The organism is Pseudomonas gebzensis (genome assembly GCF_034427815.1).
GTDB lineage: Bacteria > Pseudomonadota > Gammaproteobacteria > Pseudomonadales > Pseudomonadaceae > Aquipseudomonas.
In genome coordinates this window covers 134,750-149,450 of sequence record NZ_JAXQNS010000009.1, presented here as the reverse complement: position 1 = coordinate 149,450, position 14,701 = coordinate 134,750, and the positions used below count along the sequence as shown (strand labels likewise).

11 protein-coding genes are annotated in these 14,701 nt (G+C 64.3%); 3 read left to right on the top strand and 8 right to left on the bottom strand.

What is annotated here, in order from left to right; genetic code table 11:
* Nucleotides 1-88: 88 nt before the first annotated feature.
* Both SJI00_RS17420 and SJI00_RS17415 read left to right on the top strand, forming a co-directional pair.
* Complete coding sequence (locus SJI00_RS17420) at nucleotides 89-3,007, top strand: hybrid sensor histidine kinase/response regulator (protein WP_322462944.1); 2,919 nt, start codon at nucleotides 89-91, stop codon at nucleotides 3,005-3,007.
* A complete protein-coding gene (locus SJI00_RS17415; RefSeq protein ID WP_322462943.1) occupies nucleotides 3,004-3,669 on the top strand; it encodes a response regulator in 666 nt (221 codons plus the stop codon). Before SJI00_RS17420 ends, SJI00_RS17415 begins: the two co-directional genes overlap by 4 nt.
* A gap of 108 nt (nucleotides 3,670-3,777) precedes the next feature.
* Here the strand turns inward: SJI00_RS17415 and SJI00_RS17410 are convergent, their stop codons facing one another.
* The 8 genes from SJI00_RS17410 to exaC all read right to left on the bottom strand — a co-directional run bounded on the left by SJI00_RS17410 (nucleotide 3,778) and on the right by exaC (nucleotide 12,458).
* The gene (locus SJI00_RS17410; protein WP_322462942.1) at nucleotides 3,778-4,479 is read right to left on the bottom strand and encodes a LexA family transcriptional regulator; all 702 of its coding nucleotides are present in this window, start codon (nucleotides 4,477-4,479) and stop codon (nucleotides 3,778-3,780) included.
* Nucleotides 4,480-4,668: 189 nt separating this feature from the next.
* Nucleotides 4,669-5,196 (bottom strand): inorganic diphosphatase, encoded by a 528-nt coding sequence (gene ppa, locus SJI00_RS17405; RefSeq protein ID WP_322462941.1) that lies wholly within the window; start codon nucleotides 5,194-5,196, stop codon nucleotides 4,669-4,671.
* 93 nt (nucleotides 5,197-5,289) lie between these two features.
* Complete coding sequence (locus SJI00_RS17400) at nucleotides 5,290-6,105, bottom strand: M90 family metallopeptidase (RefSeq protein ID WP_322462940.1); 816 nt, start codon at nucleotides 6,103-6,105, stop codon at nucleotides 5,290-5,292.
* 9 nt (nucleotides 6,106-6,114) lie between these two features.
* Complete coding sequence (locus SJI00_RS17395; protein ID WP_322462939.1) at nucleotides 6,115-6,762, bottom strand: DedA family protein; 648 nt, start codon at nucleotides 6,760-6,762, stop codon at nucleotides 6,115-6,117.
* 264 nt (nucleotides 6,763-7,026) lie between these two features.
* Nucleotides 7,027-7,848: an ethanolamine ammonia-lyase subunit EutC gene (eutC, locus tag SJI00_RS17390; RefSeq protein WP_322462938.1), complete on the bottom strand. Its 822-nt coding sequence runs from the start codon at nucleotides 7,846-7,848 to the stop codon at nucleotides 7,027-7,029.
* A gap of 9 nt (nucleotides 7,849-7,857) precedes the next feature.
* A complete protein-coding gene (locus SJI00_RS17385; RefSeq protein ID WP_322462937.1) occupies nucleotides 7,858-9,252 on the bottom strand; it encodes an ethanolamine ammonia-lyase subunit EutB in 1,395 nt (464 codons plus the stop codon).
* A 49-nt stretch (nucleotides 9,253-9,301) separates the two neighbouring features.
* Nucleotides 9,302-10,750: an ethanolamine permease gene (gene eat / locus SJI00_RS17380; protein ID WP_322462936.1), complete on the bottom strand. Its 1,449-nt coding sequence runs from the start codon at nucleotides 10,748-10,750 to the stop codon at nucleotides 9,302-9,304.
* A 187-nt stretch (nucleotides 10,751-10,937) separates the two neighbouring features.
* Complete coding sequence (exaC, locus tag SJI00_RS17375) at nucleotides 10,938-12,458, bottom strand: acetaldehyde dehydrogenase ExaC (protein ID WP_322462935.1); 1,521 nt, start codon at nucleotides 12,456-12,458, stop codon at nucleotides 10,938-10,940.
* 268 nt (nucleotides 12,459-12,726) lie between these two features.
* Between exaC and SJI00_RS17370 the strand changes: the two genes are divergently transcribed.
* A complete protein-coding gene (locus SJI00_RS17370; protein ID WP_322462934.1) occupies nucleotides 12,727-14,655 on the top strand; it encodes a sigma-54-dependent Fis family transcriptional regulator in 1,929 nt (642 codons plus the stop codon).
* The last annotated feature ends 46 nt before the right edge of the window (nucleotides 14,656-14,701 follow it).

Sequence of the window (14,701 nt, the reverse complement as noted above, 5' to 3'; positions counted from 1 at the left end):
AAGATAGGGCCCTGCTGAGGCGCTATGTGAGAATCATTCCCACCCCTATGCTTCGTCACCCTCCAGATCAGGTCGAACGATACTTCTCATGAAACACGCCAGTCTGCGCCTTGATAAGCTGGCGCAAAGTTCCCAGCGCCTCAATATTGCCCTGCTGCTGCTCACCGGACTGTTGTTGTTGCTGTCCAGCACCTGCTACTGGGCCATCTCCCGGTTGCTGGAATCCGAGCAGCAGCGTGCCGCGTTTCATTTCGCTCGAGTGATCGAGATCATCCACGAGCACGAAGATTTTCTGCGCGAGGTGAGCGCGCTGGGGCTGACCGTACCGCCTTCTGCCACACCGGGTGCGGTCGCGACCAAGGCCGTCGCCGTCATCGGCCAGCAGACGCTGCTCGACGCACGCGCCGCCCAGCACGGGCTGCCGTTCACCGTGGCCCACGCGGCCAGATTTCCCGACAGTGCGGTTCGTGGTGCCCTGACGTGGGGGGGGCAGGCAAGCAATTTCTACGGTGATTTCTGGGCCAACTCTTTCTACGCCTCGCCGCAGCTGTTCCTGCTGATGCCTGCCGGCCAGGCCAGTGTGGCTATCCCGGCGGCTGGCCATCGCCGTCAACACCTGCAACTGACGCCCGAACACTTCGAGCGCGTGGCCACTCGCCTGAGGGCGCTGAGCGTTCAGCGCCCGGCGTTGATCGACCACCACATCCACTGGGTGCGTGCACCGGCTCACTTGTATGAGAGCAGCAATACCATCGTCGCGATCACGGGTATGGACAGCCAACAAGTTCTGCCGGCAAACGTTGCGCCGCAGCATCTGATCCTCGCGGCGGTTGTCGACCCCTCACAGGTGGACGAATTCGACAGGGTGCTACGCCTGTCTATCCGCAATCAGTTCACGCTGGTTTCACCGGAGGGTGAAGTGGTGATGGGTGACACCGATTCGGTGGACGCCGTGCCGCAAGGGCTCAGCTTTGATCGTGAGGGGCTGCGCTTCAAGATGGTGTCTGCCTCGCCAGACAGCTGGACGGCCCTGTACGCCATTGCCTATCAGGATTTCCTGCGCTACGCCAAATGGCCGCTGCTGGGGCTAGGTCTGACCATGGTGGTTGCCATGCTCGTGGGGTGGTGGATCAATCGCTGGTATCGCAGCCGCATCGTCGCGCCTGCCCAGCGGGCTCAGGAGCGGCTGTTCGAAAGCGAGGCGTTCAACCGCATCATGCTGCAGAACGCGCCTGTGGGTCTGTTCGTGGTCCGCCGACCTGATTGTCAGCTGCTCCTGGAAAACCAGCGTGCCTCCCAGCTCGGCGGCACCGAAGCGGTGACGCACTTGCTGACCAAGCACCGCGGCGAATCTGCCCCCGGAGAAATGACCCTGCTGCTGCCGGACCGTTATCTGCAGGTGGTCATCGTTGCCACCCGCTATGAAGGCCAGGACGTGTTCCTGTGCGGTTGCAACGACATCACCCGGCACGTGGGGGAACACCTCACGCTGAACCAGGCGCACCGGCAGGCCACTGCGGCCAATGAGGCCAAGACCGTATTCCTTGCCACGATGAGCCATGAGATCCGCACGCCGCTCTATGGCGTGCTGGGTAACCTGGAACTGCTCTCGCTGACCGAGATGAGCGAGCGCCAGCGGCAGTACCTGGAGGTCATCGAAGGTTCATCGACGGTGCTGTTCCAGCTCATCAGTAACGTGCTTGACGTGTCAAAGATCGAGTCCGGGCAGATGGCCCTGGAACTGGCACCCTTCGACCCTGTGCATTTGGTTGAGGAAGCGGTGCTGAGCTTTACCGCCATGGCGCATAACAAGGGGCTGGCCGTCGAGTCCGAGATTGATCCCAATGTCCCTGCGCAGATCGAAGGCGATGCGGTGCGCATCCGGCAGATTCTGCATAACCTGCTGAACAATGCGATCAAGTTCACAGAGTCCGGCCGTGTCCGTCTGCGCCTGACGGTGCAGGGCCGCGCGCAGGGCAATGTGGCCTTGCAGTGGCAGGTGACCGACACCGGGATCGGCGTGCCGGAGCTTGCACTGAATGAACTGTTCAAACCGTTTTATCAGGTCGCAGCGGGGCAGGGCGGCGGCGGTGCCGGGCTCGGCCTGTCGATCTGCTCGCGCTTGAGCGAATTGATGGGCGGCAGCATGCGTGCGGTCAGCGAACCCGGCTTGGGCAGCAGCTTCTCGCTGTTGATCAGCCTGCCTGTGGTCGAGGTGCTGACACCTGCAGCGCCGTTGTCGCTGCTATCGAGTGGCGCTGACGAACCTTGCCTGAACCTGCGCGTGCTGGTGGCTGAGGACAACCCCGTGAGCCAGGCCGTCATGCGTGAACAGCTCGAAGCGCTTGGGGCCCTGCCGACCGTGGCCCGCGATGGCCAGCATGCAATGCAGTTGTGGCTGTCGCAGCCGTTCGATCTGGTGATTACCGACATCAACATGCCGCGTCTCAATGGCTACGATCTGGCCCGTGCGCTACGCGCCCAAGGTGCCCTGGTGCCGATCATCGGTATCACCGCCAACGCGCTGCGCGAGGAAGGCCAGCGCTGCCTTGCCGTGGGCATGAACGCCTGGGTGGTCAAGCCGTTGAGCCTGGGAATGCTGCGTCAGGCGTTGTTGGCGCACTGCACGCAGGGTCGGGCCAATGCGCCCGCACCGGCACCCCAGCCCGATTCCGGCCATGCGCTGGACAGCGTCGGCTGGATCGAGCTGTCCCCCGCCATGCGCCACCTGATGAGAGAAACGCTGTTGGCCGATATAGCGCAACTACAGCAAGGGCTGCAGCATGGCGATGCGCTGCAGGTCCGTCAGCGTTTGCACAGCCTCGGCGGCGCGTTGGCCACGGTCAATGCGCAGGCGCTCTACCGTGCGTGCCAACAGTTGGAGAACGCCCTGCACGACGAACACCTTGGCGAGGACGTGGTGCAGGCAATACAAGCGTTGAGCGCCCGCCTCAGTACGGTCGCTGAGCGTTTACTGAACGCACCCCTGGAGGCTCCCCCCGCATGAGCCCTCGCTTCAATTCATCGCCCTTCAATGTGGTGATCGCCGACGACCACCCCATCGTCTTGCTGGGTGTGGGCGAACTGGTGCAGCGTAGTGGACGCTATCGCGTGGTTGCCCAGGCGGGTAATTCAACGGCCTTGATCGAGCTGCTTGACGCGCACCGTCCGGACGTCCTGATCACCGATTTCAACATGCCTGGCGACAGCACCTATGGCGATGGCCTGAAGTTGATCGAATACGTGCTGCGGCATTTCCCCGGCACTCAGGTATTGGTCCTGACCATGATTTCCAACAGTCTGATTCTTTCCAAGCTTCACGAGCTGGGCGTGGCCGGGGTGATCCAGAAGAATCATCTGCACGATGAAATCGAAAAGGCCCTGAGCGCCGTCTGTGGACAACGCCGCTACCATAGCCCGGCTGCCGAGCCGACCTCGGTGCTGGGCAGGCGTGATCACGTGGGCGCGCGATTCGAGCAACTATCGCCCCGCGAGCTGGAGGTGGTGCGTCTGTTCGTCGGCGGCCTCACCGTCAGCGACATCGCCAAGACCCTCTCGCGCAGCAACAAAACCGTCAGTGCTCAGAAGATATCGGCCATGCGCAAGCTGGAGGTCGAGACTGACCAAGCATTGCTCACCTACTGCATCGAGGCCCGACTGTTCCAGTAGCCTGCGCTAGCGGTCCGATCCTGAGGGCTCCGCGCGCCTGCGCCGGCGTTGCCCACATGGCCGATCGCCGTTTCACGGCCCTTGCTCGGTCCAGACTGTCTCAGGCCTTCAGCCCGGCCGGCGCTGGCGCAGATGGGCGTACCAGAACACCCAGCCCAGTATGTGCAGGTCCTGGGCCCGGCGCTGGGCGGGGGAGAAGCGCTCGGTGGGGTAGTTCAGGCGATCGTGGCTGTGCAGGCTGAGTACGCCATGGTCACCCAGGCTAAGGTGGTGGATGCGCAGGCGGCCATGGTGCAGCAAGGCGTAGATTTCGCCCTCCACCACGCGGGTGAAGTTGCGGTCGATGGCCAGCACCGCATTGCAGGGGATGACCGGGGCCATATTATGGGCCGGCATGGCCAGGCAGAGCACATCGTGGTGCTGGATGCCGAGGGCGTCGAGGGTTCGCTGTGGCAGGCTCAGTTGGTGTGCGGCCACAGGCTGGAGTGTACCGCTGTCGAACCGCTGCAGGTCGAAGTGGTGTTGCCGGCCGTCGTCGGCCAGCAATAGCGGGGCCTGGCGTGGCGGGGCGGGCGAGGTGGCGCGCGGGCGCAGGATCGGGTCGGGGTGTTTGGGCCCTTCGCCGCTTTTCAGCCAGCGCGGGTAAACGCAGAACAGGTCGGCAATTTCATCCAGCCGCGCCAGGGGTATGCCGCGCTTGAACCAGTTGTTGACGTGCTGCGGCGAGACATTGCGCTGTACGGCAAAGTCGGACGGGGTCAGTGCGCACTCCAGCAGGAGTGCCCTCAAGCGATCACCAGAATTAGTCATCGGAGCAGTCTAGCGACGCGTGCGGCTGTGAAACATCAACATGACGTTGAATAAAGCCGTACGAACAAACGTGCTCTGTAGGCCCTACGTGTAGGACGCAGTAGGACATGTTTCAAACAGGCGTTGGCAATGCCCAGGCCGCCAGGCATAAAAAAACCCTGCCGGAGCAGGGTTTTTTCAGCGTCGATCTCAGCCCTTGTAGGCAGCGACCGATTTGGTGATCGCGGCGCGGGCGGCATCGGCGCCGTCCCAGCCTTCGATCCTGACCCACTTGCCCTTTTCGAGGTCTTTGTAGTTGGCGAAGAAGTGCTCGATCTGCTGGATCAGCAGCGCTGGCAGGTCGGTGTATTCCTTCACGTCGACGTACAGCTGGGACAGCTTGTCGTGTGGTACGGCAATGACTTTGGCATCGCCGCCGCCATCGTCGGTCATGTTCAGGATGCCGACCGGGCGGGCACGGATGACCGAGCCTGGCGCCACCGGGTAAGGGGTCACGACCAGCACGTCGAGGGGGTCGCCGTCGTCAGCCAGGGTGTTGGGGATGAAGCCGTAGTTGGCCGGGTAGAACATCGGGGTGGCCATGAAACGGTCAACGAACAGCGTGTCGCTGTCTTTGTCGATTTCGTATTTGATCGGCGCGTGGTTGGCCGGGATCTCGATGGCGACGTAGATGTCGTTCGGCAGGTCTTTACCCGCCGGAATCTTGCTGTAGCTCATTGGGCAATGTCCCTTGATTTGACCGAAAAAGTGGCGGCGATTATAGCCATATTCCGCAGGGCCATGCCATGTCCGGCCGTGATGGCACGGGCCTCAAGGCTGCTCGATGCGATAAGCGGGATGTTCGGCCTGCAAGCGTTGCAGGCGCATGAGCGGCGACTGGCGATAGAACAGCGACAACTGCTGGTAGACCTCGGGGTAAGCCTGGTCGAGCACATCGGGGGCGCTGAAGAAATATTCGCTGGTGACCGCGAAGAACTCGGCAGGGTTTTCGGCGGCGTAGGGGTCGATGGGCGTCTCGGCGTCCGGGTCGGCGTCGAGCTGGCGGTTGAGGTCATCAAAGGCGGCCTGCATGGCGCCGGCCCAGTCGCCGAGCACCATGTCGCGGTGCAGCGGTGGCAGGCCGTTGGCATCGCCATTGAGCATGTCCAGCTTGTGCGCCAGCTCGTGGATCACCAGGTTGTAGGCCTCCCGGCCGCCGCTGGCCAGCACCCCGGGCCAGGCCAGAATCACCGGGCCCTGTTGCCAGGCTTCGCCGCTGTGCTCGCCATTCCAGACATGCTCGACGCCGCTGCCATCGCGGTGGCGCTGCGGGCTCTGGAAGTCGTCGGGGTAGAGGATCAGTTCGTGAAAGCCCTGGTACCAGTCGTGATCGCCCAGGTGCAGCAGCGGCAGCTGGGCCTGGGCGGCGAAGAACAGACGCTGAGCGTCGTCCAGTTCGACGCCCGGCAGCAGGGTGAGGTGCTTGTCGTGCAGGAACAGCACACTGGCCTCACGCAGCCAGCGGTCTTCCTCGGGCGTGATGCCGTCGAGCATCGGCAGGTGCTCGCGCACCGTGTGCCAGAGCGCGGCATCGATCGGATAGCGCGCCAGGGTGCGGCGCCGGCGCCAGGCACTGAACGACCACATCGGCGTGGGTCAGTGAGCCTTGGCGGCGCGTCCGAAGCGGCCGCGCACAAGGCCCAGGATCATCGGGATCAGCGAGAGCAGGATGATGGCGACCACCATCAGCGACAGGTGCTGCTTGATGAACGGCACGTTGCCGAAGAAATAACCCAAGGTCACCAGGCTGCCGACCCACAGCAGCGAACCGGCCACGCTGAAGCCCAGGAAGCGCGGGTAGTGCATGCGTGCAATGCCGGCCACGAAGGGGGCAAAGGTGCGCAGGATGGGCAGGAAACGCGCCAGGGTGACGGTTTTGCCGCCGTGCTTGGCGTAGAAGTCGTTGGTTTTCTGCAGGTAGTCACGGCGGAAGATCTTTGAGCTCGGATTGCGGAACAAGCGTTCGCCTGCCGTGCGGCCAATGACGTAGTTGGTACTGTCGCCCAGGATCGCCGCCATGATCAGCAGGCCGCCCAGCAGCACCGGATCCATGCCGCCACCGGCGGCGACGGCACCGGCAATGAACAGCAGTGAATCGCCCGGCAGGAACGGCATGACCACCAGCCCGGTTTCACAGAAGATCACAGCGAACAAGATGGCGTAGATCCAGGGGCCGTAGTTGGAGACCAGTACATCGAGGTAATAGTCGAGATGCAGGATGAGGTCCAGCGGGTTGAATTCCATGTACAGCACCTGTGTTCTGGTCCCGCGGCGACGGGCGAGCGGCGAGGGATGGCGCGTTGGCGGCGGGCATCCTTACCTGAAGGGTGGGTAAAATTTCATACGCGATAAAGGGGGCATTATACGGCTAACTTGGGAAAGTGCCCGGAGAGTTTGTAGCGGGGGGTTACCGACTTTAGGGTAAGGCGGGCACGCGTCCGCACGCGCAGCGAGGATCGCTCGAGCGTTCCCCGCCTGGCTTACCAGCCGCCCTTCGCGCGCCGCCGATCAGGTGTTGCCGAGCAGGAAATTACCGGTTTTCTTGTCAGCGCTATCGTCATCCAGCGTTTGAATCTCGGCTTCGTCCTTGAGCTTCACCCCGGACAACTGCCGTCGACAGGCCTCGCGCATCAGGTACAGCAGCCGGTGCGCCGCCATGCCATAGCTCAGCCCTTCCAGGCGGACGTTGGAAATGCAGTTACGCGCCGCATCGGTAAGCCCCACACGGGGCGAGTAGGTGAAGTACACGCCGAGGCTGTCGGGCGAACTGAGCCCAGGGCGTTCGCCGATCAACATGACCGTCATGCGCGCGCCCAGCAGTTGCCCCACTTCATCGGCCACCGCCACGCGGCCTTGCTCGACCAGCACTACGGGTGCACGGCTCCAGCCGTCGGCCTTGGCTTGTTCGTCGAAGCGCTTGAGCAGCGCCACACTGTGCCGGTGCACGGCCAGCGCCGACAGCCCATCAGCGATGATGATGGCCAGGTCGACGCCGCCTGCATTGGCCTGGGCATGGGCGCGCAGGCGCTCGGCCGAGTCTTCGTTCAGGCGCCGCCCCAGGTCGGGCCGTTGCAGGTATTCGTGGCGATCACTGGCGGCGCTGTGCATCAGCAGCGTGTCATGCCCGGCAGCGCTCAGTTGCTGGCTGAGGTCGCCGTGGTCGAATGGCAGATGCACGGCGTCGCGCGCCTGGGCATGGGCAAACTGAAAGTCGAGCTGCGCGGTGGTCGGCAGGCTGGTGCCGGTGCGGCCCAGGGCGATGCGTGCCGGGGTCAGGGTGCGCAGCGCCAGCCAGGGGTTGTCGGGGGTGGTGGTGGTCGGGCGGTCCATGGGTACCTCCTAGGCCAGTTGCGCCAGCGCCTGGCGGAATGCCGGCGGCAGGTTTTCACCAAAGCGCACCCGGCCATCGGCCTGGGTGAAGATCCCGGTGCGCTCCAGCCAGGCCTCGAATTCCGGCCCGGGTTTCAGGCCCAGGGTCTGGCGTGCATAGAGCGCGTCATGGAACGAGGTGGTCTGGTAGTTGAGCATGATGTCGTCCGAGCCCGGGATACCCATGATGAAGTTGATGCCCGCGACGCCCAGCAGGGTCAGCAGGGTGTCCATGTCGTCCTGGTCGGCTTCGGCATGGTTGGTGTAGCAGATGTCGCAGCCCATTGGCACGCCGAGCAGCTTGCCGCAGAAGTGGTCTTCCAGGCCGGCGCGGATGATCTGCTTGCCGTTGTACAGGTACTCCGGGCCGATGAAACCGACCACGGTGTTGACCAGAAACGGCTTGAAGTGGCGCGCCACGGCGTAGGCGCGGGTCTCGCAGGTCTGTTGGTCGACGCCGTGGTGGGCGTTGGCCGACAGCGCACTGCCCTGGCCGGTCTCGAAGTACATGAGGTTCTGCCCGACCGTGCCGCGCTTGAGCGACAGCCCTGCTTCGTAGCCTTCCTGCAGCACATTGAGGTTGACGCCGAAGCTGGCGTTGGCCGCCTCGGTGCCGGCGATGGACTGGAACACCAGGTCCAGCGGCACGCCGCGGTTGATCGCTTCGATGGAGGTGGTGACGTGGGTCAGCACGCACGATTGCGTCGGAATCTCATAGCGCTGGATCACCGCATCGAGCATTTCCAATAACGCACAGATCGAGGCCGTGCTGTCGGTGGCCGGGTTGATGCCGATCATGGCGTCGCCATTGCCGTACAGCAGGCCGTCGAGAATGCTCGCGGCGATGCCGGCCGGCTCATCGGTGGGGTGGTTGGGCTGCAAGCGCGTGGACAGCCGCCCGCGCAGGCCCATGGTGCCGCGAAACGCCGTGACCACGCGGATCTTCTGCGCCACCAGGATCAGGTCCTGGACGCGCATGATCTTCGACACGGCGGCGGCCATTTCCGGCGTCAGGCCCGGGGCCAGCGCGCGCAGGCTGTGTTCATCGGCGGCGTCGCTGAGCAGCCAGTCGCGCAGGCCGCCCACGCTCAGGTGGCTGACCGGGGCGAAGGCTTCAGCATCATGGGTGTCGACGATCAGCCGGGTGACTTCGTCGTCCTCGTAGGGAATCAGGGCTTCGTTGAGAAATGCAGTCAGCGGGATATCGGCCAGGGTCATTTGCGCGGCCACGCGCTCGCCATCGTTGCTGGCCGACACACCGGCCAGTACGTCGCCAGAGCGTGCCGGGCTGGCCTTGGCCATGACGTCCTTGAGGCTGTCGAAGCGGTAGAGCAGGTGGCCGATGCTGTGTACGTAACGTGCCATACGGGTCCTCCAGAGCGCCGCACGCTGGGCATGCGGCGCGGATCGGCGATCAGTGCAGGGCCGCTTCGGCGTCCTGGATCGCGGCGAATTCTTCTTCCGGTGTACCGGCCACCAGGTGGTGACGGCTGTAGAACGCAAAGTAGGCGATCAACACGCCATAGATGACGGCAGCCCCGATCACCACGCGCGGATCGACCAGGAACCCGGCCACGACCGCGATACAGGCCAGCACCAGCGCCACGCCCGAGGTGAAGATACCGCCCGGCGTGCGGTACGGGCGCGCCATCTTCGGCCGACGGATGCGCAGGGTGATGTGCGCGGCCATCATCAGGACATACGACAGCGTGGCCCCGAAAACCGCCACCAGAATCAGTAGATCGCCTTGCCCGGTCAGCGACAGCGCGAAACCGATCAGCCCCGGTATCACCAACGCCAGCACCGGCGCCTTGCTCTTGTTGGTCTGCGACAGCTTGCGCGGCAGGTAGCCGGCGCGCGACAGGGCGAAGATCTGCCGGGAATAGGCGTAGATGATCGAGAAGAAGCTGGCAATCAGGCCGGCCAGGCCGACCAGGTTGACGAAGCTGCCCATCCAGGTCGAGCCGCCATAGGCCTTGGCCAGGGCTTCCACCAAGGGGTTGCCGGACGCCTTGAGGGCTTCGGCGCCCGCAGCACCCGGGCCGATCACCAGGATCAGCAGGGCGAACGCCAACAGCACCAGCATCGCGCCGATCAGGCCACGGGGCAGGTCACGCTTGGGGTTCTTGGTTTCTTCGGCGGCCAGCGGCACGCCTTCGACGGCGAGGAAGAACCAGATGGCGTAGGGAATCGCCGCCCACACGCCCACATACCCGAAGGGCAGGAAGCTGCTGGCGCCGACGGCAGCGGTTTGCGGAATGTCGAACAGGTTGGCTGCATCAAAATGGGGCACCATGCTCACCAGGAACACCATCAGGGCAATCGCGGCCACGGCGGTGATGGCGAACATCAGCTTCAGCGCTTCACCGACCCCGAGGATGTGGATGCCGATGAAAATGATGTAGAAGGCCAGGTAGATCATCCAGCCGCCAATGCCGAACAGCGACTCGCAGTACGCGCCAATGAACACCGCGATGGCGGCCGGGGCGATGGAATATTCGATCAGGATCGCCGTGCCGGTGAGGAACCCGCCCCAGGGCCCGAACGCACTGCGGGCAAAGCCGTAGCCGCCGCCTGCGGTGGGGATCATCGAGGACAGTTCGGCCAGTGAAAAGCACATGCACAGGTACATGGTGGCCATCAGCAAGGTGGCGAGGAACATGCCGCCCCAGCCGCCCTGGGCCAGGCCGAAGTTCCAGCCGGCGTAGTCACCGGAAATGACATAGGCCACGCCCAGGCCCACCAGCAGGACCCAGCCGGCGGCGCCTTTTTTCAGTTCACGTTGCTGGAAATACTCGGAGCCGACGTTCTCGAAGTCGACCGAATGATTGGCCGGCGCAGGGCCGGAGTGATCGCTTGGCATAATGTTCACCTGTTGTTTTTTTGCGGATCGCAGAAGCTGCGTACCGTGTGGTGATGTGTGTTGCAGGAAGCGAGCCAGAGCGGTTCAGCACGATTGCCGATCTGGGTATGGAAGTGGAGTGTGGCCTCTTTTCAGGAAACCCGCGCCTGCAGGGGGAGGGGATGCAGGCGCGGGCTGATTCAGCGGGTCAGAAGAAGCCCAGCGGATTGATGTCGTAGCTCACCAGCAGGTTCTTGGTCTGCTGGTAGTGGTCGAGCATCATCTTGTGGGTTTCACGGCCCACGCCCGATTTCTTGTAACCACCGAACGCGGCGTGCGCCGGGTACAGGTGGTAGCAGTTGGTCCATACGCGACCGGCCTTGATGCCACGGCCCATGCGGTAGGCGCGGTTGATGTCGCGGGTCCATACACCGGCGCCGAGGCCGAACTCGGTGTCGTTGGCAATCGCCAGGGCTTCGGCTTCGTCCTTGAAGGTGGTGACGCTGACCACCGGGCCGAAGATCTCTTCCTGGAACACGCGCATCTTGTTGTTGCCCTTGAGCAGGGTCGGCTGGATGTAATAGCCGGTCGACAGCGCGCCTTCGAGTTGCTCGACCTTGCCGCCGGTGAGCAGCTCGGCGCCTTCTTCCTGGGCAATCTTCAGGTACGACTGGATCTTCTCGAATTGCTGCTGCGAGGCTTGGGCGCCGACCATGGTGTCGGTGTCGAGCGGGTCGCCGCGCTTGATCTGCAGCACCTTCTTCATCACCACTTCCATGAATTGCGGGTAGATCGATTCCTGCACCAGTGCGCGCGATGGGCAGGTGCACACCTCGCCCTGGTTGAAGAACGCCAGCACCAAGCCTTCGGCGGCCTTGTCGATGAAGGTGTCTTCGGCCTGCATGATGTCTTCGAAGTAGACGTTGGGCGATTTGCCACCCAGCTCGACCGTCGACGGAATGATGTTCTCCGCCGCGCACTTCATGATGTGCGAACCCACCGGGGTGGAGCCGGTGAAGGCGATCTTGGCGATGCGCTTGCTGGTGGCCAGGGCTTCGCCTGCCTCACGGCCATAGCCTTGCACCACGTTCAGCACGCCCTTGGGCAGCAGGTCGCCGATCAGCTCCATCAGCACGGTGATGCCCAGCGGGGTCTGCTCGGCCGGTTTGAGCACCACGCAGTTGCCGGCGGCCAGGGCCGGGGCGAGTTTCCAGGCGGCCATCAGCAGCGGGAAGTTCCACGGGATGATCTGCCCGACCACGCCCAGCGGCTCGTGGATGTGATAGGCCACGGTGGTTTCGTTGATCTCGGCGGCGCCGCCTTCCTGGGCGCGCAGGCAGCCAGCGAAGTAGCGGAAGTGGTCGACGGCCAGGGGAATGTCAGCGTTGAGGGTTTCGCGGACCGGCTTGCCGTTGTCCCAGGTTTCGGTGATGGCCAGCAGTTCCAGGTTCTGCTCGATGCGGTCGGCAATGCGCAGCAGCACGTTGGAGCGGTCCTGCACCGAGGTGCGGCCCCAGGCATCGGCGGCAGCGTGGGCGGCGTCGAGGGCCTTGTCGATGTCCTTGGCGGTGGAACGGGGGAATTCGGCGATGGGCTTGCCGTTCACCGGGGAGAGGTTGGTGAAGTACTCACCGTCCACGGGGGCGACGAATTCGCCACCGATGAAGTTACCGTAGCGTTCCTTGAACGAGACCTTGGCGCCGTCGGTACCGGGATGTGCGTAACGCATGGTGTGTCTCCTGGCTGTCTTATGGTTGTTGAGGAGTGGCAAAGCGTAGAGCAAAGGTCGGGCCAGCGCCTGCAAGGCCAATGAATACGGGGCTTTCGGCTGCCCGGGCAGCGCCGTTGCAGTGTCGCTGTCACGCCTTTGATACGCCTGGGAGTGACACTTTGTGCCCTGTTCGGTACAGCGCGCCGCCGCCCGACCTTTGGCCCATTGCAAAGCCCGGTGGGCAAGAGGATGCTCAGGGAAATTCTTCTGCACAGAAGCCCGCGCGATGAACAGCAGCCCGTTCAGCCGTCATGCCCATCAAGTGTTCACCGTTGCCAGTGGGCAGCCTAGCGGTGCGGCCAGTGACCCTTCGATCGCCCGCTCCTGGCTGCGCTGCCTGGAGGACTACCACCTGGACCCGGCGCTCGCGCAGGCTCCCGCGGTTCTGGAGCACGCGCATGTGCAGCAGGGTCGCGAGCGCCTGGGTCAGGTGCTGGAAATCGCCGGCACGGAAATGCACAGCCTGCATCAGCAACTGAGCGGCGCCGGGCATGCGGTGCTGCTGACCGATGCGCGCGGCATCATTCTCAACTCGGTCACCGCCCCGACCGAACAGCGCATCTTCGAGCGCGCGGGGCTGTGGCTTGGCGCCGACTGGAGCGAGGCGCGCGAAGGCACCAACGGCATCGGTACCTGCCTGGTCGAACGCCAGCCGCTGACCATTCATCAGGAAGAGCATTTCCGTGGTCGGCACACCGGCCTGACCTGTTCGGCCAGCCCGGTGTTCGATCCGCAGGGCGAACTGCTGGCGGTGCTGGATGTGTCTTCGGCGCGCACGGAGGTATCGCGCCAGAGCCAGTTCCACACCATGACGTTGGTCAACCTCTCGGCCAAGGTGATCGAGCGCTGCTACTTCCTGCGCCAGTTCGAGCACCTGTGGCTGCTGCGCTTTCATGTGCAGGCCGAGTCGGTGGGGCTGTTCAGCGAGGGGCTGCTGGCCCTCGACGGCGATGGCCGCATTCATGCGGTCAACCAGAGCGCGCTGAACCTGTTGGGCGCACCGCGCAGCGGTATGCTCGGCCAGTCGGTGGAGCGCTTCTTCGCGTGCCGCCTCGACGACCTGCTGGCCCGCGCCACGCCCGAGGCCGGCGCGGTGTGGCCGTTGCAGACGCATCAGGGCCGGTCCTTGTTCGCAAGTGTGCGCGGGCAGGCGGCGCGTGCGCTGTGGAGCGTGCCGGCGCCGGCACCGACGGTTCGCCGCGCCACCGCCCAGGGGTGTTGGGTCGACCCGGCGCTGGTGGACGACTTCCGCCGCGCGGTGCGCGTCTTCCAACGCGACGTGCCGTTGCTGTTGTGCGGCGAAACGGGCTGCGGCAAGGAGGCTTTCGCTCAGGCCGTACACCAGGCCAGTGACCGCCAGGGCCGGCCGTTCGTGGCGATCAACTGTGCGTCGATTCCGGAAAGCCTGATCGAGAGCGAGCTGTTCGGTTATCGCGGTGGCAGTTTCACCGGCGCGCGCAAGGAAGGCATGCGCGGCAAGCTGTTGCAGGCCGACGGCGGCACGTTGCTGCTCGATGAGATCGGTGACATGCCGCTGGCTCTGCAGACCCGCTTGCTGCGGGTGCTGGAAGATCGCCAGGTGGTGCCCATCGGCGGCGAGCCGCGGCGTGTGGATGTGCGCATCATCAGCGCTACCCACCGTCATTTGCTGGAGCGGGTCGAGCAGGGCAGTTTCCGCGAAGACCTGTATTACCGCCTCAATGGCCTGGAAGTCAGCCTGCCGGCGGTGCGCGAGCGCAGCGACAAGGGCTCGCTGCTGGATTTTTTGTTGGCGCAGGAGGCGGCCGGCCAGCCCATCACCCTGGACCCGGCTGCGCGCCAGCGACTGCTCGACTACCCCTGGCCAGGCAACGTGCGGCAGATGAAGAACGTGCTGCGCGCGGTGGTTGCGTTGTGTGAAGGCGCTCGGGTCAGCGTCGCTGATCTGCCTGCCGTGGTGCGCGCTGCAGTGCCGGTCAGCAGCGTGCCCGTTGCGCCCGCCCAGGCGTTGCAGGCCGCCGCCGGCAGCGCGCTGGAACTGGCCGAGCGCGAGGCGTTGCTCGGCATTCTCCAGGCCCGGCGCTGGCACCTCACGCAGGTGGCCGAGCACCTGGGCATCAGTCGCAACACCTTGTACCGAAAGCTGCGCAAGCACGGCATTCGCAGGGTCGACTGAGCGAAACACAGGGTGCGCTTTCCCTAGGCCTGGGCTACCCTGCCTC

What these genes read in the sequence shown, in the direction of transcription:
- ppa (WP_322462941.1), bottom strand. Translation starts at nt 5,196, where the DNA reads ATGAGCTACAGCAAGATTCCGGCGGGTAAAGACCTGCCGAACGACATC.
- SJI00_RS17400 (WP_322462940.1), bottom strand. Translation starts at nt 6,105, where the DNA reads ATGTGGTCGTTCAGTGCCTGGCGCCGGCGCCGCACCCTGGCGCGCTAT.
- SJI00_RS17420 (WP_322462944.1), top strand. Translation starts at nt 89, where the DNA reads ATGAAACACGCCAGTCTGCGCCTTGATAAGCTGGCGCAAAGTTCCCAG.
- eat (WP_322462936.1), bottom strand. Translation starts at nt 10,750, where the DNA reads ATGCCAAGCGATCACTCCGGCCCTGCGCCGGCCAATCATTCGGTCGAC.
- SJI00_RS17395 (WP_322462939.1), bottom strand. Translation starts at nt 6,762, where the DNA reads ATGGAATTCAACCCGCTGGACCTCATCCTGCATCTCGACTATTACCTC.
- SJI00_RS17415 (WP_322462943.1), top strand. Translation starts at nt 3,004, where the DNA reads ATGAGCCCTCGCTTCAATTCATCGCCCTTCAATGTGGTGATCGCCGAC.
- exaC (WP_322462935.1), bottom strand. Translation starts at nt 12,458, where the DNA reads ATGCGTTACGCACATCCCGGTACCGACGGCGCCAAGGTCTCGTTCAAG.
- SJI00_RS17410 (WP_322462942.1), bottom strand. Translation starts at nt 4,479, where the DNA reads ATGACTAATTCTGGTGATCGCTTGAGGGCACTCCTGCTGGAGTGCGCA.
- SJI00_RS17385 (WP_322462937.1), bottom strand. Translation starts at nt 9,252, where the DNA reads ATGGCACGTTACGTACACAGCATCGGCCACCTGCTCTACCGCTTCGAC.
- eutC (WP_322462938.1), bottom strand. Translation starts at nt 7,848, where the DNA reads ATGGACCGCCCGACCACCACCACCCCCGACAACCCCTGGCTGGCGCTG.
- SJI00_RS17370 (WP_322462934.1), top strand. Translation starts at nt 12,727, where the DNA reads ATGAACAGCAGCCCGTTCAGCCGTCATGCCCATCAAGTGTTCACCGTT.